Source organism: Hymenobacter sp. AT01-02 (genome assembly GCF_000961955.2).
Taxonomy (GTDB): Bacteria; Bacteroidota; Bacteroidia; order Cytophagales; family Hymenobacteraceae; genus Hymenobacter; species Hymenobacter mucosus.
Genome location: NZ_JZIR02000002.1, coordinates 47297 through 67111, shown reverse-complemented (window position 1 = coordinate 67111; position 19815 = coordinate 47297). Strand labels below are relative to the sequence as shown.

17 protein-coding genes and 1 tRNA gene are annotated in these 19815 nt (G+C 55.0%); 10 read left to right on the top strand and 8 right to left on the bottom strand.

Annotation, left to right across the window (positions count from 1 at the left end; genetic code table 11):
* Positions 1 to 64 precede the first annotated feature (64 nt).
* From VI25_RS00625 to VI25_RS00595, 7 genes are all read right to left on the bottom strand, one after another.
* Positions 65 to 979, bottom strand: a complete 915-nt coding sequence (locus VI25_RS00625) for a MerR family transcriptional regulator (RefSeq protein ID WP_045689095.1) — start codon at positions 977 to 979, stop codon at positions 65 to 67.
* Positions 980 to 1006: 27 nt separating this feature from the next.
* Positions 1007 to 1507 carry a sterol desaturase family protein gene (locus VI25_RS00620; protein ID WP_045689094.1) on the bottom strand — a complete coding sequence of 167 codons (501 nt, stop codon included), beginning with the start codon at positions 1505 to 1507 and terminating at the stop codon, positions 1007 to 1009.
* Positions 1508 to 1760: 253 nt separating this feature from the next.
* Positions 1761 to 2564, bottom strand: coding sequence for an enoyl-CoA hydratase-related protein (locus VI25_RS00615; RefSeq protein WP_045689120.1), 804 nt, complete (start codon positions 2562 to 2564; stop codon positions 1761 to 1763).
* Between the two features lie 182 nt (positions 2565 to 2746).
* Positions 2747 to 3430, bottom strand: coding sequence for a hypothetical protein (locus VI25_RS00610; protein ID WP_152981433.1), 684 nt, complete (start codon positions 3428 to 3430; stop codon positions 2747 to 2749).
* A 95-nt stretch (positions 3431 to 3525) separates the two neighbouring features.
* Positions 3526 to 4980, bottom strand: coding sequence for a ComEC/Rec2 family competence protein (locus VI25_RS00605; RefSeq protein ID WP_152981432.1), 1455 nt, complete (start codon positions 4978 to 4980; stop codon positions 3526 to 3528).
* A gap of 177 nt (positions 4981 to 5157) precedes the next feature.
* Positions 5158 to 5595 (bottom strand): GNAT family N-acetyltransferase, encoded by a 438-nt coding sequence (locus VI25_RS00600; RefSeq protein WP_045689091.1) that lies wholly within the window; start codon positions 5593 to 5595, stop codon positions 5158 to 5160.
* A 211-nt stretch (positions 5596 to 5806) separates the two neighbouring features.
* Positions 5807 to 6922, bottom strand: a complete 1116-nt coding sequence (locus VI25_RS00595; RefSeq protein ID WP_082455342.1) for a PhoH family protein — start codon at positions 6920 to 6922, stop codon at positions 5807 to 5809.
* Positions 6923 to 7107: 185 nt separating this feature from the next.
* Here VI25_RS00595 and VI25_RS00590 point away from each other — a divergent pair, with 185 nt between their 5' ends.
* The 4 genes from VI25_RS00590 to VI25_RS00575 all read left to right on the top strand — a co-directional run bounded on the left by VI25_RS00590 (position 7108) and on the right by VI25_RS00575 (position 9121).
* Positions 7108 to 7884, top strand: a complete 777-nt coding sequence (locus VI25_RS00590; RefSeq protein ID WP_045689090.1) for an S-adenosyl-l-methionine hydroxide adenosyltransferase family protein — start codon at positions 7108 to 7110, stop codon at positions 7882 to 7884.
* Between the two features lie 124 nt (positions 7885 to 8008).
* Complete coding sequence (locus VI25_RS00585) at positions 8009 to 8320, top strand: putative quinol monooxygenase (protein ID WP_045689089.1); 312 nt, start codon at positions 8009 to 8011, stop codon at positions 8318 to 8320.
* A 158-nt stretch (positions 8321 to 8478) separates the two neighbouring features.
* A complete protein-coding gene (locus tag VI25_RS00580) occupies positions 8479 to 9015 on the top strand; it encodes an iron-sulfur cluster co-chaperone HscB C-terminal domain-containing protein (protein ID WP_045689088.1) in 537 nt (178 codons plus the stop codon).
* A gap of 24 nt (positions 9016 to 9039) precedes the next feature.
* Positions 9040 to 9121, top strand: a tRNA-Leu gene (locus VI25_RS00575).
* A gap of 118 nt (positions 9122 to 9239) precedes the next feature.
* On the opposite strand, the gene VI25_RS00570 is transcribed toward VI25_RS00575, so the two are convergent.
* Positions 9240 to 9917 carry a PA2169 family four-helix-bundle protein gene (locus tag VI25_RS00570; protein ID WP_055562166.1) on the bottom strand — a complete coding sequence of 226 codons (678 nt, stop codon included), beginning with the start codon at positions 9915 to 9917 and terminating at the stop codon, positions 9240 to 9242.
* 513 nt (positions 9918 to 10430) lie between these two features.
* Here VI25_RS00570 and nirB point away from each other — a divergent pair.
* From nirB to VI25_RS00545, 6 genes are all read left to right on the top strand, one after another.
* Positions 10431 to 12935 (top strand): nitrite reductase large subunit NirB, encoded by a 2505-nt coding sequence (nirB, locus tag VI25_RS00565; RefSeq protein ID WP_045689087.1) that lies wholly within the window; start codon positions 10431 to 10433, stop codon positions 12933 to 12935.
* A 79-nt stretch (positions 12936 to 13014) separates the two neighbouring features.
* Positions 13015 to 13365, top strand: coding sequence for a nitrite reductase small subunit NirD (gene nirD / locus VI25_RS00560; RefSeq protein WP_045689086.1), 351 nt, complete (start codon positions 13015 to 13017; stop codon positions 13363 to 13365).
* A gap of 49 nt (positions 13366 to 13414) precedes the next feature.
* Positions 13415 to 14725, top strand: a complete 1311-nt coding sequence (locus VI25_RS00555; protein ID WP_045689085.1) for an MFS transporter — start codon at positions 13415 to 13417, stop codon at positions 14723 to 14725.
* Between the two features lie 41 nt (positions 14726 to 14766).
* Positions 14767 to 15714 (top strand): molybdopterin-dependent oxidoreductase, encoded by a 948-nt coding sequence (locus VI25_RS28125; protein WP_316934210.1) that lies wholly within the window; start codon positions 14767 to 14769, stop codon positions 15712 to 15714.
* Positions 15663 to 18275, top strand: a complete 2613-nt coding sequence (locus VI25_RS27515) for an FAD-dependent oxidoreductase (RefSeq protein ID WP_316934209.1) — start codon at positions 15663 to 15665, stop codon at positions 18273 to 18275. The genes VI25_RS28125 and VI25_RS27515 overlap by 52 nt, the downstream gene beginning before the upstream one ends.
* A gap of 18 nt (positions 18276 to 18293) precedes the next feature.
* Positions 18294 to 19793, top strand: a complete 1500-nt coding sequence (locus tag VI25_RS00545) for a rubredoxin (protein WP_045689084.1) — start codon at positions 18294 to 18296, stop codon at positions 19791 to 19793.
* Positions 19794 to 19815: the final 22 nt, after the last annotated feature.

Sequence of the window (19815 nt, the reverse complement as noted above, 5' to 3'; positions counted from 1 at the left end):
CCCGTTCGCTAGAAAGATTCTAACGAACGGGCTCCGGTAAGGTTAAACAAGTGATGTTATGTTTTTATGATGCTAGCGCCTCAGTTCGTGCTTGATGCACCAAGCCATCGGCCAAGGCCAGAAAATCAGTCATAACGTGCATACGTACTGCATTTACGGGTACTTGTAGTGTATCTGTTTGTACCAATGGACCATACAGAAACAGCGTAGTATCCGGGCAGAGGTCGGCCATTTGATTCACAAAATGTTGTACTTGGTCGCGCTCGGGCACCGCCGTCATTACCGTACATAGCGCGTACGGCTCGTACGCTTCACACACGGGCTTTAACTCCTGAATGGGCAAGTTCTGACCCAGGTACAACACATGATGACCACGTGCCCGCAATGCGTAGTTCATGAAGAGAAGTGCCATCTCGTGCATTTCTCCCTCCAGCAGAAACAGTACCCAGCGCCGAGCCTGAGCAGGCTGTACAGGGGGCAAAGCATCGGTAGCGGCCAGCAGCTTCTGGCGCAGTAGGTTGGTGACCAAATGCTCCTGCGCAGGATTTACCGTTCCGGCCTGCCACATTACCCCTATGCGCTGCAGGAAGGGGTAAGCAATATGTAAGATAGCCTCCTCGAAGCCCCGCTGCCGAATAGCTCGATTGAGTAAGTAGGTGAGTTGCTGCTCGTCCATGGCAAGCATGGCGGCCAACAGAGCATGTACTTGCTGGCAACAGTCGTTCGTATCGTTGTAGCAGGAAATAACAGCGTCAGCCAGTTCTTGCTCTGAGAGGCGCGCTACTTGCGAAATCCGGTATCCACGGCCACATAGAGTAGCTACATTGAGCAGACGACGCAAGTCGTCGTCGCAGTACGTGCGGATATTGGTAGCGGTGCGCACCGGACGCAGAATTCCGTAGCGCTGCTCCCAGATACGAATGGTGTGCGCCTTAACTCCAGAAAGCTGCTCTAGGTCGCTAATTGAAAAATGTCCCACGGTTACGTTCTCCCTCTACTAGTCAAGTTAAACAGACGCATTGGGCGGCTGACGTAGTACCCGCGTGGGAGCAGGCTTGCGCAGGGCCAGTGCAAAATATTTGGGTGACACCCACAGCAATCCAAACTCTTCAGAACCGTCGCGACCAGTTGTTTTGTGGTGCATTTTGTGCGCCATATTCAGAGCCCGCAAGTATGTATTCCGCGACTTTCGCCAAAACCGTAGGCGCCCATGGATCAACACATCATGTACAAAGAAGTATAGTGTGCCATAGGTTGCAATGCCAGCCCCCATCCAAAAACGGTAGTCCTTGGCGGGCGAGCCGTAGATAATAAGCAGCATAGACAGTGACCCGTAGAACAGGAAAAAAAAGTCGTTGCGCTCAAAGCGGTGTGGGTGACGCACATGGTGCGAGCGGTGCAAAAACCATAGAGGTCCGTGCAGCACAAAGCGGTGCATAAACCACGCCACAAACTCCATTCCCAGAAAGGTAGCCGTTAGAACGGCCACGGCTGCCAGCGTTGTCATACAGGTGAAACTAGCGTACTAGTAAGAAGGTTTGAAATGGGTAGCAGGGAGAAAGTTAACAAGAATTGAGGCTATGGGCTGCCTCTTTGTGCTACCAACCTAGAAATAACTCTGTGACGCAAAAGCCTCCTAATAGCAACTCAAGCTACTGAGCACTACCACGAGGCTTCCACAGCTACGCATTAAGAATGTGTGCTTCTAGCTAACTGGCTCTTTGCTATTGCCTGTTGATTAGCTAGTACTGAGGTAACTATTAGTTGTCCCAAGCTATTTTTTGCTTGCTGAGAAAAGCAGCAATGCCACGGCGGCAGTCCTCCGATCCGCGCGCCTCAGCATTCATCCGCGCTGCGTAGCGGAGGCTGTCTTCCAACGGCATCTCCGGAAGCCGGGCCAGCATTTCCTTGGTTGCTTCCATGCTTTGGGCAGAGTTTTCCACGCACAAGCGGCGAGCAAAGCGATACACGTTATCGGCTAGTTCACTGGCAGGAACGAGAAACTGAACCAAGCCAAAATCGAGGGCCGTTTGCGCCGTAATGGTATCGCCCGTCAAGAGCAACTGCTTGGTACGTCCCTCTCCTATTTTGCGCAGTAAGAATACACTTACAATAGCTGGCAAGAAGCCAATCTTCACTTCTGTGTACCCGAATTTGGCCTCAGGTACCGCAAATGCAAAATCGCACACGGTAGCTAGGCCGCACCCACCGGCTAGGGCATGACCCTGGACCTGAGCAATCACCACCTTTTTCAGGGTGTACACTTGATGAAACAACTGCATGAGATGAGTGGAATCGGCCAGATTATCCGTGTAGCCGAAGCCCTGCAATTCTTGAATGTATTGCAAGTCAGCGCCCGCGCAAAACACGTCGCCCTGGGCTCTCAGCACAATCACTTTGCAGGCTTCATCATCTTCTGCAAACTCAAAGGCCTGCTTCAGCTCCGTTACCATGTCGGCACTGAGGGCATTGCGCTTGTCGGGGCGGTTAAGGGTAATGTAACCGATAGAATCCTGAGCATCATAGCGGATATAGCGCAGGGCTTCCAATTCCTGAGTCGGCATATTTTCCATAGTCAGGGGCTTTGCAAATCGGTGAAAAGAACAGCACATACGGGCTTTTGCCCGCCAACAACATTGTGCCCACGAGGAACACAGTCGCTAAACGTAACAAAAAGCCGCTGGCCATACACTCTATAGCGCAGGAATAGCCGCCGGGTTTCGACCAACGTTTCTCTTGGCCCCGCCTACTGCACAGGGCGCACGATGAACGCACCCTGCGCTGTGACGTCATGCGTCTGGAAACCAACTTGGTGCAGCAGTGAATCTTGCCGGGCTACGTACCAGCTTTTGCAAGAAGAATCAAATACAATTAATTCGCGGGTGCCAAACGTAGCCGCTAGGTCAGCCGGTTGCACGCGCGCATTCCGGCGCAGCACCACGGCATCGACTGGCACTGGCTGATGGGCTCCGCTAAGTCGGCCGTTGATGATGGCTATTCGCAGCCCCCGCCAAGCTGCCAATACCAGGCCGGGCTCAGCTACGCGGGCAGGCACACCGCAACTGCGCCACCCGGCGTGGTAGTTCACGCGTCGTGCCTCCCGCTGAATAATACCGGGCACAATGCGGTAGGTACGTTCCGTTTCAGTTAGGGGCAAAGAGTCGAGCGTGACTACCTCCGCGGCGGCTCCTTGCCAGAAGCCCACTACGGACCGCCGCGGTATGCTATACACTACCAGTTGCTCATCGGGGGCCACTTGCTGGGCGGCCCACACCCGGCTACCCGCAAAAACGCCCAACAGGGCACAGGCTATACCCAGCCAGGGCAGCTTTTTGACGGCAAAGAAAACCAGCAGCGCGAAGATGACAGTGAAGATCAGCCAAGTTTGCGGGGCCGTCACGTGTACTCCCGAAATCAAGGCCCCCGGCATTGTGCGCCCTACCCAAAAAATATACTCGTTAAACGCCCATATCAGTTTCTCAAACACCCATGCCACCCCCTTAGGCCCATAGGCAAGCAACGCTGCTAGCCAGGTGCTATACTGCCCACTGCTGTTATTAATCCATGCAATACCAACAGCACCAGCCCTACATACACGGCGACGCTAGAGATGGGCACGGCAATCAGATTAGAAAACAGAAAGCTGAGCGGAAACTGATGGAAGTAAAATAAGCCCAGCGGGAACGTGGCTACTTGGGCGGCCAACGACAACGCCGTGGCTTGCCATGTTTTTTCTGCCATCCAGCCCATTCCCTTCCATAGCTTCTGCAAGGCCTGCGGCTGCCACGGCCGCTGCTTGCTCAGGAAAAAATCGTTGGGCTCTAGCCATGCCACAATGCGCGGCTGCAGATATACAATACTCAGAACAGCCAGAAAGGAAAGCTGGAACCCGACGTCACATAGCAGGTAGGGGTCGTAGCAGAGTAGCACAAACGCCGCCACGGCCAGCAAGTTGTACATAGACGTCTGCCGAGCCGTGGCGCGTGCTACAATAATGAAGGAGAACATAACGGCGGCCCGCAGCACCGAGGCTGATAAACCAGTAAGAAATGCGTAGGTCCAAATAACGCCCAAGCTCACTAGTACCGTCAGCAGCCGCAGCCCTGGCCCCCGGCGGCCGGGCACCTTGCTTAGCAGCCACATCACAACGCCAAACAACAAGCCTACCTGCAAGCCCGATACGGCCATGATGTGGGTGGTACCCGTGTTGGCGTAGGCCTGCTTGGTTTCCTGATCTACATCGTCTTTAATACCTAACACAAGAGCCGAAGCCAACGCATACTCTCGTTTGGCCTGCACGTAGTGACGAAATACCCCATCCAGTACACGCGCTGCCCGCATGGCTATAGCCCGCAGCACGCTTGGCGGTTCCAGGGCAAGCACCCGATACTGATCGGGGTGGACGAACTGCTGATGATATACTTGGTGGTAACTTAAGTAGCGTCGATAATCGAACTCGCCGGGGTTGAGAGGCGCTTTGCTGGGTGCTGGCGCGCCCCGAACCAACCACACCTCGCCGTACTGCGGGGCGGCCACAGCTGAGTCGCGCGGGATAGATACTCGAATGCCACCAACTGCCGCTTGCCACTTACCACCCACCCGTACCGCCGATACCCGCACGGTAGTAGCATAGGTTAGCGGCCGCACTACAGTGTAGTCATCCACCACGGCTCGGTAGAACTCAACGCGGGACCCAAAACGATACAGGTGAACCGCACTTTGGCTTTCGGTGGCTTGCTGAGTTAGGGCCACACCCGCTACGTACAGGGTCGTTATTGCCAGCAAGCCCACAATATCGATTGGACCACTGTGGCGCTGCCGGGCCGCCCACCCGTGCACGACGCCATATACGCATACCAATAGCACTACTACCAGCCGTAAGTCGGGCAAAGAGGCTCCTAGGTAGAGGTAGGTTACGATACCACCCATCAGTGGTAGCACTAGCCGAACAAAGGCATTGGGGGCCCAAGTGATACCCATAATGTATAGTTGATAATCGAGAATAACTACCGCCACTTAGGGGTAGGGATACAAGAAGTAAAGTCGTAAAAAGAAGTCATAATTCAATCGCCCTAGGCAAATTACAAATTACTTATTCTTCATAAAAAAGCCGCTTTGCTGGTGGCAAAGCGGCTTCTGCTTTTAAATGGGCAGTTTTTAGTCAGGTTGTTTCCACTGCATTTTGTAGTGGTCAATGTCGCACTCAGCAAACTTCTCCCCTACTTTCTCAAAGCCATGACGCTCGTAGAAGCGTACGGCGGGCAATTGGGCGTGCAAGTACACCGTGGCAGCAGGATGCGCCGCCCGTACATCATGCAGCACGGCCCGCAAGAGAGCTGCCCCGGCCTCTTGGTTACGGTGGGAGGCCAACACGGCAAAGCGTTCCAGCTTTACCCCTTTCTCCGTGGGGCGCCAGCGGGCCGCTCCACACGCAGTACCATCAGTCGTACGGGCGAGGTAATGAATGGCGTCCGTATGGTCGTGTATGTCACGTTCGTCTTCGGCCGGTACGTTTTGCCCTTGCACGAACACCTCATGGCGAATGGCAAAAGCAGATTCCAAGTCTTGGGGAGCAGTAATGCGGTGAGCTTTCATAATCAACAGAGTAAACAATGAACTGCTGCCCGGCGCACACGTGGGTAGTAGTGCCGCCCGTGGGCAGCACCACAAAAGTACCACACCAGTAACATTGGACGGAAAATATTACCCAACAAAAAGGGCTGCTCAAGGCAGCCCTTTTTGTTTCTATGCGAAATACACTGGTATCTACGCACCGTAATTCAGCGGCTCCAAGCAGACGACAAACTTACTGCTCGTGATTGACGGGTAGCTCCTGCATGCCGTCATCCTCACGGCGGGCATCGGGGTGGCGCCCTGGGTCAGAAGCAGCCATGCCGGGGCCATTGGGGCGGCGGTAGGGCTGGTATTCACGCGGAGCACGGTTGGCTTGATTAGCTTGGTCCTTCTGCATTTGCACATCGAACTTGTCGTAGGCCTGCACAATTTGCTTTACCAAGCGGTGGCGCACGACGTCCTCGGAGGTCATTTCCACGAACCCAATGCCGTTTACATCGCGCAGAATATCAAGGGCTTGAATCAGGCCGGATTTCTGTTTAGTAGGTAGGTCAATCTGGCTACGGTCACCGTTTACCATCACCTTAGCCGAGGGCCCCATCCGAGTCAGGAACATCTTCAGTTGCGAAGGCGTGGTGTTCTGGGCCTCATCCAACAACACAAACGCGTTGTTAAGAGTACGGCCGCGCATGTATGCCAACGGAGCTATTTCAATGGTCTTGTTCTCAAGATAAAACTTAAACTTCTCGGGCGGCAGCATGTCTTCCAGCGCATCGTAGATGGGCCGCAGATACGGATCAACCTTCTCCTTCATGTCGCCGGGCAAGAAGCCCAGGCTTTCTCCTGCTTCTACTACGGGGCGGGAAATGATGATCTTTTTGACCTCCTTGTTTTTGAGTGCCCGCACGGCCAGCGCTACCGAGATGTAGGTTTTGCCCGTACCGGCCGGCCCCAGCGCAAACACCAAGTCATTCTTCAGCACCGTATCTACGAGGCGCTGCTGATTAGCAGTCTTGGCTTTAATAACGCCGCCTTTGGCACCAAACAAGATGACATCCGGAGAAGCCGCTAGTATCCGGTCCTGCTGGTCCTCATCGGCAGAGGTTAGGTACTGGCTTACCGTTTTATCGGTAATCTGTCCGTATTGATGGTAATGCTCCAGCAATGCCGACAGGATGTCGTTGATGCGGCTGATTACCTGGGTCTGCCCCTGGATTTTAATCTCATTGCCGCGGGAAATAATTTTACTGCCCGGAAAAGCAGCCGCTAATTGGCGGATATTCTGGTTATCGGGCCCCAAGAACTCAACGAGGGACACGTTTTCGAGCGTGATGACTTTCTCGACCAATCTGAGGGAATTTAAAAACGAATGGGAAGGAAAAGAGCCGGCGGGCTGAGCCCATACCATCCTCTGCGTAGGAGAACAGCAAAAATTCGCTAATCGTTGCTATTCCCGATTCACGGCAAAACGCCTACTTTTGCCGCCCGCGCAGGGGTACTGGCAATAGTACGAAGAACTCACAATTTCCGGCTATGGGGTTGATTACGTTTCTATCCGATTTTGGCTACCGTGACCACTATGTGGCGGCCGTCAAAGCGCGTATTCTCCAGCTTGCCCCTCAAGTTCCGGTACTGGATATATCGCATGGTGTTGAGCCCTTCAACATTGCACACGCAGTACATGTGCTCAATGCAGTATTCCGAGATTTTCCTGCTGGTACCGTGCATTTAGTGGGCGTCAACGATTTGGGAGCTCCGCGCGCCGCATGGCACGCCGCCAGCTTTCAGGGCCACTTCTTCGTTGCCGCTGATAATGGGCTTCTGCCTCTGCTCTGCGACGGCCAGCCCGATGCCCTCGTGACGTTGGCCGCTGGGCAGTCGCCAACTTCATCCCCCACCCGCGACCTGCTCGTGCCAGCTGCGGTGCACTTAGCCAAGGGCGGCGGGCTGTTAGACCTGGGCCCACTCACAACGGATGTGTATCAGCTACTCAATAGGCAGTTGCGCCTTCAGGATAACCGCATTATGGGTCACGTAGTGCACGTTGACCACTACGGCAACCTCGTCACCGATATCACGCGCACGGCCATGGAAGTCATTGGTCGCAACCGCAGCTTCACCATTCATTTCGCCCGCGAAACCGTGCGCGACATATTTCCGCACTTCCAAGCTACTACTCCCGGCGAAGTGGTCTGCATTTTCAATAGTCAAGACCAATTGTGTATTGGAATTAACCAAGGCAACGCCTCAGAATTACTAGGACTCCACTTCGATTCACAGGTGGATGTACGCTACCCTACCGAGTCCTAGCATCCTTTACAATCACTCCTCATGTTGCTAAGCAAGAGTATTTTTACTATATATTTATTATGTTAAGTAGGTTGTGACAACCTGTCACCTGTTTTACAGCATTCCCACTACTTGTATTTTTCTTATGTTGATACGCATTGTGCGCATGACTTTTCTTCCTGAGCAAGTAGAGAGTTTTCTGCGCCTATTCCATGAGTCGGAAAATAAAATCCGTCAAATGCCGGGGTGTCAGCTGCTGGAACTCTGGCAGGATGCCGACCAGCCCCATATCTACTGCACCCATAGCCATTGGGAATCTGCCGACGCGCTGAATACTTACCGTCGTTCTGAGTTATTCGGTGAGGTGTGGCCCGCTACCAAGCGGCTGTTCGCAACTCCTCCTCTAGCGTTTTCAGTTCATCGAACGACTTCTCCTGCTGGGCAAAAAGTCGTGTAGGTGGGCCCAAACACCTTCCGCTGGCCTGGTTACCCTCAGTACAGAGATAAACAAAGCCGCGCGTTTCGGCTTCTACTGCTGCTTCCTCTTATCCTCTCCGTGCCTACGTGCGTAGAAGAATCCAAACCTTTCGGAAGCAACTGCCTTTCTTTTCCCATATGACTCCCGATTATTTTGGCTTTTACAGCCTGCCCGAAACATTTCGTCCGGACGAGGCGACACTCAAGCGCCAGTACTACGCGCTCAGCCGCCAGTACCATCCCGATTTCCACGCCACTGAAAGCTCCGAGAGGCAACAGGAAATCCTAGACCTCGCCACGCTCAACACGAATGCGTACCGCACGCTTTCCGATTTTGACCACCGAATGGCATACATTTTAAGCCGCCACGGTCTGCTAGAGGAAGGAAAACAGGAGCTTCCACCAGATTTTTTAATGGAAGTTATGGACCTGAATGAGCAACTCATGGAGCTCGAATTTGACCCCGATCCTGCTACTACCACCAAGGTAGAAACAGAAGTTAACGCTCTGACTGACACACTAGATGCTGGCATTGAACCAGTGCTAGTTGGGTACGAAGGTCTACCAGCAGATGCTCGCCCACAAGCCCTACAGCAGATCAGAACTTATTATTTGAAAAAGCGCTACCTCTTGCGCATTCGCGAAAGTCTAGCTAAGTTTGCAGCCCGTTCCTGATCTACCAACAGGGACGGTTGAAATGCCCAGATGGCGGAATCGGTAGACGCGTTGGTCTCAAACACCAATATCGAAAGATGTGCCGGTTCGACCCCGGCTCTGGGTACTAGAGTAAAAAAGCGAGGCCGATACTTCAGTGAAGTATCGGCCTCGCTTTTTTATGATATTTTCCTTTCGCAAGTGAAAGGCCGACGGGCAATGCGTCGCAACATCGGCTGGCAACCCTATTTCGCTTCCAATTTTTTCAGTTTGTCGTAGGTCTTCTGCGACAAGGCGTACTGACGTTCTACTGCTAGTCGAACGCCTCCTTCCAAAGTGCCCTGGCTAAGCGCGTCTTCGTAAGCTTTCAGTGCCCATTCCTCACCATATATATTGGCGCCGAGGATGGCTTTTTCGTCCTGACCCGTAAGGCTTGCTTTGGCGTCCATCCAGCGGCGGTACAGCTTTCCTTTGAGAGTAGTAGCGTTTTGCTCCTCCGCTCCTTGCTGACGCAGCGCAGTATTTAGATCATTGGCAAACTTCTGGCTTTGGCTTACTAGCTGCTTATAATAGCCCCGTAGTTCTGCATCCTCACTTTCGTCAACGGCCCGCTGATATCCTTCAATGCGGTCATTTACAAAGTATAGCAGTTCCTGCAATGTGCTAGCTTGGCTGGTAGGTTGCGCAGCATTTTTGTTGCGGCTAGCGAGGTAGCCCACTCCTATTACTAGTAAGGCTCCGCCTACTACCTTTTGCGTAGTGCTCAGCTTGTCATAGCTAGTAGTCACCTTATTGCCCGCATTTTTCAAGGAAGGGGAGATTCGTCCAATCATATCGGCCATGCTGCCTTGGTTGAGCCATTGCAGAGCTTGGTCGAGCAGGGGACCACCAGAGCGCGATGTTGAAGTTGAAGACTGATTCATAGCTAAAAGAAAGTATGGTATGTGGCTAGGCTTACGCACACTGTAACCTATTCGTTAGGTTGAGTTTACCTTATTATTATTCTGCTTCGTGAAGTGCGGCACTAGGGTAAGCACGTTTTTACACTTAAGGAGAACCTATTCACCGCATAGGCATACTGCCCTCATACAAGATGGATGGACGCATTTTGCGTGTGCTACTCCAGTTGGTTTGTCAAGAGTGTATTGCGCGTGCAGCTGTTCCTAATCACCTAAGTAGTGCAGGCACCTATACCTGCTTACAATTGCACCACCTATAAATTTTATGTCACTTTGATATAATAATTGCTTTTTTTCAAATAATACCCTTGCATGAGAGGTGTATTTTGCTAGATTTGTGAATATACACACCTACACCCATCATAATTTAAGGCTCTTTTTCAAAAGTCTTATTTCTTGAGAGGTGTGTACTGCTCCTAGTTACTGCTCCACCCACACTTTACTTTTCTTCTTTTGTATACTTAACCTCTCGGTCCTATGGTACCGCAGCACGTTCCTACCGTCGTTGTAATTGGCAATGGCATGGTTGGCTACAAGTTTTGTGAAAAGCTTCTAGCCAAAACGTCGGTTTTCAAGTTGGTTGTTTTTGGGGAGGAGCCGCGAGTGGCTTACGACCGGGTGCACCTGAGCGAGTACTTCGGGGGCAAAACGGCCGACGATCTGTTGATGGCGCCCCTACAATGGTACCACGACCATGGGGTAGTGCTACACCTCGGCGACCCCGTGCTGGAAATTGACCGCGCCAGCCAAACGGTACACTCACGCAGTGGCCTTGTGCAGCCCTACGACTACTTGGTACTGGCTACTGGCTCGTCGGCCTTTGTGCCCGACATTCCCGGAGTTGAGAAAGAAGGTGTGATGGTATACCGCACCATTGAGGACCTTGAAGAAATTAAAGCCAGTGCAGCTACTGCTCGAAGCGGGGCAGTACTAGGTGGCGGACTGCTTGGCTTGGAAGCAGCAAAAGCCTTGCTCGATTTGGGCGTGCCCGAGACTCACGTGGTAGAATTTGCTCCACGGCTTATGCCGCGGCAGATTGATGCGGCTGGTAGTCAGATGCTGCAAACCAAGCTGGAAGCGCTAGGACTGCAAATTCATTTGAGCAAGGCTACGTCGAGCATTGCCGGGGAAGGAAAAATAGAGGCCTTGCATTTTGGCGATGGCTCTATTTTGGAAGTTGATATGCTGGTTATTTCGGCAGGTATCCGCCCACGGGATGAACTAGCCAAGCTGGCGGGTCTGGAAGTGGGGATGCGCGGCGGCATCGTGGTAAACAATGAGATGCAAACCAGTGACCCACGCATCTTTGCCATTGGCGAATGCGCTTTGCACGGCGGCATGATCTACGGATTGGTGGCGCCAGGTTACGACATGGCCGAGGTAGTAGCCAGCCAGCTCACGCAGGGCACCCGTGCCTTTACGGGGTACGACATGAGTAGCAAGCTTAAGCTTATTGGGGTAGATGTAGCCAGCTTCGGCGACCCGTTCATTGCTGAGCCACACAGCCGCTCCATTGTATTCGAGGATGCCCACAACGGGGTGTACAAGCGCATCAATATCAGCCCCGACGGTAAACTGCTACTCGGAGGCGTACTCATCGGCGACGCGGAGGCCTACAACATGCTACTGCAAACCGTCAATAACAAGATTGCGCTTCCTCCCCATCCCGAAGACCTCATTTTAGGGGCGCGGGGAGCCGAGGCAGCCGAAGGAGCCGGTGTACTGAGCCTACCCGATGATGCCCTGGTATGTTCGTGCGAGGCCGTGACCAAGGGTGCAATTTGCGCTGCCGTCACCGACCTCAATGTTACCTCCCTAGATGCCATGAAGAAGTGCAACAAGGCCGGCACAGGCTGCGGAGGCTGCATTCCTATGGTAAAAGACCTAATTAATGGTACCCTCACGGCGCAGGGGGCGTATATCAAAAACGTGCTGTGTGAGCATTTCGACTACTCCCGCCAGGAGCTATTCGACCTACTCCGGATCAACGACATCCGTACCTACGACGCGGCCCTCAACCATTTTGGGAAAGGCGACGGGTGCGAAACTTGTAAGCCTGCCATTGGCAGCATTTTGTCGGGACTCTGGAATGATCTGATTGTCAAGCATAACACGATTCAGGATACCAACGACCGGTACTTGGCTAACATCCAGAAAGGTGGTAGCTACTCGGTAGTGCCGCGCATTGCGGGTGGTGAAGTAACGCCCGAGCAGTTGATGGTAATAGGTAGGGTAGCTCACAAATACGGCCTGTATACCAAGATTACGGGTGGTCAGCGCATCGACATGTTCGGGGCCCACGTGAGCGACTTACCCGATATTTGGGAGGAGTTGATTAACGCGGGGTTTGAGAGCGGACACGCCTACGGTAAGTCATTGCGCACCGTGAAAAGCTGCGTGGGAAGCACCTGGTGTCGGTTTGGCCTGCACGACAGCGTATCATTTGCCATCGAAATAGAGAACCGGTACAAGGGGATCCGCTCCCCCCACAAGCTGAAAAGCGGTGTGAGCGGCTGTGTGCGCGAGTGCGCGGAAGCCCAGGCCAAGGATTTCGGTATTATCGCTACGGAGAAGGGCTGGAACCTCTTTGTATGTGGCAATGGTGGCTCCAAACCCCAGCACGCCCAACTTTTGGCGACCGACATCGACAAGGATACTGTGGTGAAGTACCTCGACCGGTTCCTGATGTTTTATATCAAAACTGCCGATCCGCTGATGCGCACGGCCACCTGGCTTAACAAGATGGAGGGGGGCCTGGCTTATCTAAAGAACGTGGTCATTAATGACAGCCTCGGTATTTGCGCTGAGCTGGAGGCTGAAATGGCCCTGCTCATCCAGAACTACCACTGCGAATGGAAGGAAGTGGTAGAAAATCCTGAACTGCGCAAGCAATTCACCCACTTCGTGAATGCTCCGAAGGTGAAAGACCCTACCATGGAATTTGAGGAAATGCGGGGACAGAAGATGGTAAAAGCCTGGTAAAACCGGCCGTCTATTTCCCTTCCATCTTCTTTGCCCCTACCTAGCTCAGCAACCACAACCACTTAACGGATAGATTTTTATGGAGACTACCACTGCCGTAGCCTGGCTACCCGTGTGCCATACTACCGACATTCCCGCCGATGGCGGAGCCTGCGCCCTGGTAGAGGGCGAGCAGGTAGCTATTTTCAACTTTGCCCGTCGGGGCGAGTGGTTTGCTACCCAAAACCTGTGCCCCCATAAGCAACAGATGGCGCTGGCGCGGGGCATGATTGGAAGCACCGGCGAAACCTGTGAGCCCAAGGTGGCCTGCCCGTTTCACAAGCGCACCTTTTCCCTGCGCACGGGAGAGTGCCTCAACGGCGACGAGTGCAGCATCCAAACCTACCCCATCAAGGTGGAGGGCGATGTTGTATACATCGGATTAGCCTAATGCTCGCCAATATTTTCTTCTGCTGTATCTCCTAGCCCTACTCCCCCACATGGACGCTTCCCTTGCTGCTCAGCAGCCCCTAAACCGGCTCAATATCTTTGCTACGAAGGGTGTGCAAATGCGCACGTTTCATCTGACGTGGCTTACGTTTTTCTTCTGCTTTTTTGGGTGGTTTGGCATTGCCCCGCTTATGCCTCTGGTTCGTGAGCAGCTTCACCTTGATAAGGGGCAAATCGGCAACATCGTTATTGCCTCGGTGTCCGCTACTATCCTGGCTCGCCTCATCATGGGCAAGCTGTGCGATACCATTGGGCCGCGTCTCGCCTACACCATCTTGCTGGGGGTAGGCGCCATTCCGGTGCTAACCATTGGCCTAAGCAATAGCTACGAAAGCTTCCTGCTATTCCGGCTAGCCATTGGCATCATTGGAGCTTCGTTTGTCATCACGCAGTTTCACACCTCCATGATGTTTGCGCCCAACGTGGTAGGCACAGCCAATGCCGTAGCGGGTGGCTGGGGTAACCTGGGAGGGGGCATTGCCAACATGGTGATGCCGCTGGTGGCCGCGGGTTTCGTGAGCCTGGGTTACGTAGATAAGGCCAACTCCTGGCGCCTAGCTATGGTAGTACCCGGCGTGATTTTGCTTTTGATGGCGGCCCTGTACTACAAGTACACCCAAGACACCCCCCGCGGCAACTACGCCGACATTCAGCGCAATGCAGCCGTGAAAAGCCAGGGCACCTTTATGGTAGCCCTGCGTGATTACCGCACCTGGATCTTGGGGCTTGCCTACGGGGCCTGCTTTGGCATCGAAATCACCATTGATAATGTAGCCGCCGTGTACTTCGTGGACCACTTTGGGGCTACACTGGTAGCGGCTGGTATGCTAGCGGGCATTTTTGGCTTCATGAACATCTTTGCTCGCGGCCTGGGCGGTGTGGTAAGCGACCGGGCCGGCCGTGCCTACGGCATTCAGGGCAAGTGGATGTTGCTGGGCGGCTTGCTGTTACTGGAGGGGGCAGGCATTGCCGCCTTTGCGCTGGCACCTAGCCTACCCTTGGCTATTGCGGCCATGCTGGTGTTTGCCTTGTTCCTAAAAATGGCCAACGGCTGCACCTACTCCATCGTGCCATTCGTGAATACCAAGGCCATTGGTAGCGTAAGCGGCATTGTAGGCGCTGGTGGCAACCTAGGCGCTATGCTGGTAGGATTTCTGTTCAAGTCAGCTACCATCAGCTACACTACGGCGTTTCTGTACATCGGTGTTGGCGTGGCCGTGGTAGGAGGCCTCGTGCTGCTGCTCCGCTTAGTGCTGAAAGAAGCAACCGAAACGGCCCCAATGGCGCTGGCCGGCGCTTAAGCCATTTTTTGCAGCTTCCAATACCCTAGCGCCTCCTGTGTATGCCCCTTGCCTCCCCTGCTATTCCTTCTACGTGTTGCTACTGCGGCGTGGGCTGCGGCGTGCTAGTTAAGCTGGAAAAGAACGGTGACGTCACCGTCACTGGCAACCCTGCCTACCCCGTAAACCGAGGTGCCTTGTGTAGCAAAGGCCTAAACCTGCAATACACCGTGAACGACCGGAGCGACCGGCTACTGTACCCACACATGCGCTACAGCAAAAGTCGGCCTCTACAGCGCGTGAGTTGGGAGGAAGCTCTGCACCGCACCGCGGCCGTATTTCGCACTTTTATTGAGCAGTATGGCCCCGACTCGGTAGCCTTCTATGCTTCGGGCCAGTGCCTGACAGAAGAGTACTACGTCATCAACAAGCTGATGAAGGGGTTCATTGGCAGTAACAACCTTGATACCAACTCCCGCTTGTGCATGAGTAGCGCGGTGGTGGGGTATAAAATGGCCTTGGGCGAAGACAGCGTACCGGTTTGCTACGACGATATTGAACTGGCCGACTGCTTTTTGGTGACGGGCGCCAACCCCGCGTGGTGCCACCCCATTTTGTGGCGACGGGTAGAAGCCCACAAGGCCGCCAACCCCCACGTCAAAATTGTAGTGGTAGACCCCCGCGCTACGGACACATCTGCCCTAGCCGACGTGCACCTACAAGTTCTTCCCGGTACCGACGTAGTGCTGCACCAAGCTTTGGCGCGGGCCCTCATCGAAAACGGGGACATTGATGTAGCCTTCATTGAGCAGCACGCCGAAGGATATGAGGCCTACCGGCAGCTGGTGTTTGCGCGCACCCTGGAAGAAGCAGCTCAATTATGCGGAGTAGCCGAAGCCGATATTCGGCTGGCGGCAGCTACATTGGGGCCGCCAAGGGCTTTCTGTCGATGTGGACTATGGGGCTCAACCAAAGTGCCGTGGGGGTGGATAAGAACCTTAGCTTGCTGAACCTACACCTTATCACCGGGCAAATTGGCAAACCCGGCGCTGGCCCGTTGTCCCTTACTGGCCAGCCCAACGCCATGGGTGGGCGCGAGGTAGGCGGCCTCAGCAACTTGCTGCCGGCTCACCGCAACCTAGCTAACCCTGAGCACCGGGCGGCAGTACAACAGTTTTGGGGCAGTGGTCCGTTGGCTGAGAAGCCAGGCTACACCGCCACCGAAATGTTTGAGGCCCTGGAAGACGGTCGTCTCAAAGCTATCTGGATTATTTGCACCAACCCGCTCACGAGTTTGCCCCAGGTGCGCCAGGCAGAAGCTGCCCTGGCTAAGGCCAAGTTTGTGGTAGTGCAAGACATTAGCACCAAGCCCGAAACTCTGGCGTACGCCGATGTAATTCTACCCGCTGCGGCCTGGGCCGAGAAGGAAGGCACCATGACTAACTCGGAGCGCCGCATTAGCTACCTGCCCAAGGTAGTGGAAGCGCCGGGCGAGGCCCTGCCCGATGCCGAAATCATCTGTCGCTTTGCACGCGCCCTGAACTTCCCGGGGTTCGACTTTCCAACCACGGAGGCGATATACGAAGAGCATACCCGCCTCACGGCCGGCACTACCCTCGATATTTCGGGCCTGAACTATACTGTACTCCGAGAGCAAGGTTCCGTGCAGTGGCCCTACCGGTCCGGTCAGCCACAGGCCTCCGCCCGGCTGTTCACCGATCAGCAATTTTACACGCCCTCGGGCCGGGCCATCATTCATCCGGTAGCGGCCACCTTCCGTAGCGAGGCACCCGACGACGACTTCCCGTTTATTCTCACCACCGGCCGCATCCGCGACCAGTGGCACACCATGACCAAAACGGGCAAAGTCAGTAAGCTCAACCAGCACACCCCGCAGGCCTACTTAGAAGTACACCCCCAAGACGCCGCGGCGCTGGGCGTACGCGAAGGTAATTTACTGACTGTGAAGTCGCGCCGGGGTACGGTACGGGTGGCAGCTCAGCTCTCAACGGGCATCCGACCGGGCGTGGTATTTCTGCCCATGCACTGGGGGAAAATTCTGGGCTCCGACCTGAACCGCGCCAACAACGTGACTTCGGCCACGCTAGACCCTATTTCTAAGGAGCCCGATTTTAAGTTTTGCGCCGTACAGCTAGAAAAGTATCGTAAGCCTAAGCAACGCATTGTGGTAGTGGGCGCCGGAGCGGGCGCCTACGGCTTCGTCAAATCTTATCGGGAGCTTAACCAGGAAGACGAGGTTACGATTTTCAGCAAGGAGGATTTTCCTTTCTACAACCGGGTGATGCTACCCGATTACATCAGCGGGCACCAGGCATGGGAACAGCTGGTGAAGATGCAAGACCACGAGGAGCCCGCCTATAATATCCGGCTGCTGCGCGGCGTGAGCGTAGAGGAAATAAACCGGACCGAGAAATACGTGGTGGACTCGCGAGGCAAGCGCACCGAGTACGACGTGCTGCTGCTGGCAACGGGTAGCCGCGCCAATGTGCCCCGCAACGTGCCTACGCTACCGGGTATCTTCACCATGCGCAGCCGCACCGATGCCGATGAGTTTAAGCGCCACTTGCCGGCTCAGGCGCACGTAGTAATTGTGGGCGGCGGCCTGCTGGGGCTGGAAATGGCGGCCTCTCTGCGGGAAATAGGCACCCGCGTTACCATTGTGCAGCGCATCTCCCGGTTTCTGGACCGGCAGCTCGACGCCCTAGGCAGCCAGCTTCTGCAGGAGGAAATGCTAGATCAGGGCTGTGATTTGTACTTCAACGACGAAGTTGAGCTGTACTACGGCCGCGCGCGTCTTACAGGGATAGGCCTGAAGAGTGGGCGCCGCTTGTCCTGCGATGCGCTCATCATGGCCATTGGCACAGTGCCCAACCTGGAGCTGGCGCGCGAGTGCGGACTAGAGTGCCGCCGGGGGGTACTGGTAAACGAACGGCTGCAAACCAGTGACCCACACATCTATGCCCTAGGTGAAATTGCCGAATTTGAGGGCACTCTCTACGGCATCACGGCGGCGGCCGAGCAGCAGGCAGCCGTAGTGGCGCGCTACCTCAGCGGCGACGTGAGCAGCTACTACCGCGGCAGCACCTTCATGAACATCATCAAGATTCACGGATTTGACTTGTGCAGCATTGGCCTCCCCGAATGCCCGAACTCGACTGAGTACGAAGAGATTGTTTTCATTGATAAGGCCCAGCGCTACTACAAGAAGTGCATCATTCACCACGACCGCCTGGTGGGGGCCATTCTTATCGGCGACAAAAGTGAGTTTCAGGAATTTCGGGAGTTGATTGCGAACGGCACCGAGCTAAGCGACAAACGCCTCCAGCTGCTGCGCAGTGGCCGCACGCCAACGCCCGTGCTGGGCAAGCTGGTATGCAGCTGCAACAACGTGGGAGCCGACAACCTGCGCCAAGCCATTGCCGCCGGCTGCGATACCGTGCCGGAGCTGTGCGCTACCACGGGCGCGGGCACCGGGTGCGGCTCGTGCCGGCCGGAAGTGCAACAGCTTTTGGCCGCCGAACTAGCTCTGCTGGTGCCTACTGCTGGCTAACTACCCTTGCCCCTACCAATGACTGCTGCCTCTCCCCTCTCCATCGTCGCTGTAAACTTACCGGGCGGCATTGTGCCCGCCGGCGACCTACTGGCCGTGCTGACTGCTGCCGAGGCGGCCGGCATTGACCATGTGCAGTTCGGCCATCGGCAACAACTCCTGTTGGCGGTGGAGCCAAGCCGCCGCTGGACCTTGCTGCAAGCACTTGCGGCCGTGGGCGTGCCCGGCGAGCCTTACAAGGAGGCGCATCCCAACATCATGAGCTCGTACGTGGGCGAGGACGTGTTCTACAACGCTACGTGGCTACGCGAAGGCGTGTATAAGGACATTCTAGACCTATTTGACTACCAGCCCCAGTTAAAAATTAACCTGGTTGATAGCCGACAAACGTTCGTGCCATTTTTCACGGGCCACCTCAACTTCATTGCCGCCGAAACTAGCAACCATTGGCACCTGTACGTGCGGTTTCCACGTGCGGGCGGCCTGTATACATGGCCTCAGCTGGTTTACTCCGAGGACGTTCCCATCCTGAGTGCAGCCATCGAGCAGGCACTGCTAAGCACTGCCATAGACTACGATGGCGCCCCCGCAACGGCCGGAGCTCGGTTGTTCGCGCATATCAGCGCTACCCAACCGCTTGCTCCTACCGCCGAGGCCAGTCCTTTGCTGGTGCCTACGTTCACGCTGCCTTATTACGAGGGCTTTAACCGCAGCGGCCAGCAACTGTGGCTGGGAATCTACCGGCGCAATGAGCAATTTGCCGTAGCTTTTTTGCAGGATGTGTGTCGCCTGTGTTTGCATACTCGCATCGGGCAGTTGTGCACCACTCCCTGGAAATCATTGGTGATAAAAGGCATTGCCCTCCCTGACCGCGCTCAGTGGGACACTGTGTTGCAGCGCCATCGCCTCAATGTACGCCACGCCGCCAACGAACTCAACTGGCAGGTGGAAGATCGTTGCCCCGACGGCCTAGCCCTCAAGCATGAGCTAGTGCGCTACCTCAATGAGGAAGATGTGCGCACCTACCAACTGTGCTTCGCCATTAAGACGCAACCCCAAACGGGTCTTTTCGGCTCCATCATCATCCGCACGCAGGCGGCCCGCGTTGGTACCCAGTACGAAATTCTGTATACCCGCGACTTCAACCCTAACTCCCGCGACTTCGTGCTCTTCCGCCAGCAAGTACGCCGCGACCAGCTTGGCTGGTACCTTGCCGAGCTGTGCCACCAGTTTTATGCCCAGCGCGATGCTACGGCCGCACCAGCACCAGAGCAATCGGCCGCTTCCCATAATCTGCCCCTGCCTGGAGCCGCGAGTACCCCGCTGCCGCGCTGCCGCCGCTGCTTGACTGTGTACGACCAATCTTATGGCGACGCGGGCCAGGGCATTGCCCCGGGCACCCCGTGGGCTAGCTTACCTTCCTACCACTGCCCTACCTGCGAAGCGCCGGCCACCGAGTTTGAACAGTGGCACGACCCGGCGGCGCTGCCAGAAGATGCTTCTATAATGTCGCCCTAAGCGCCGGGCATACGTATGAAGT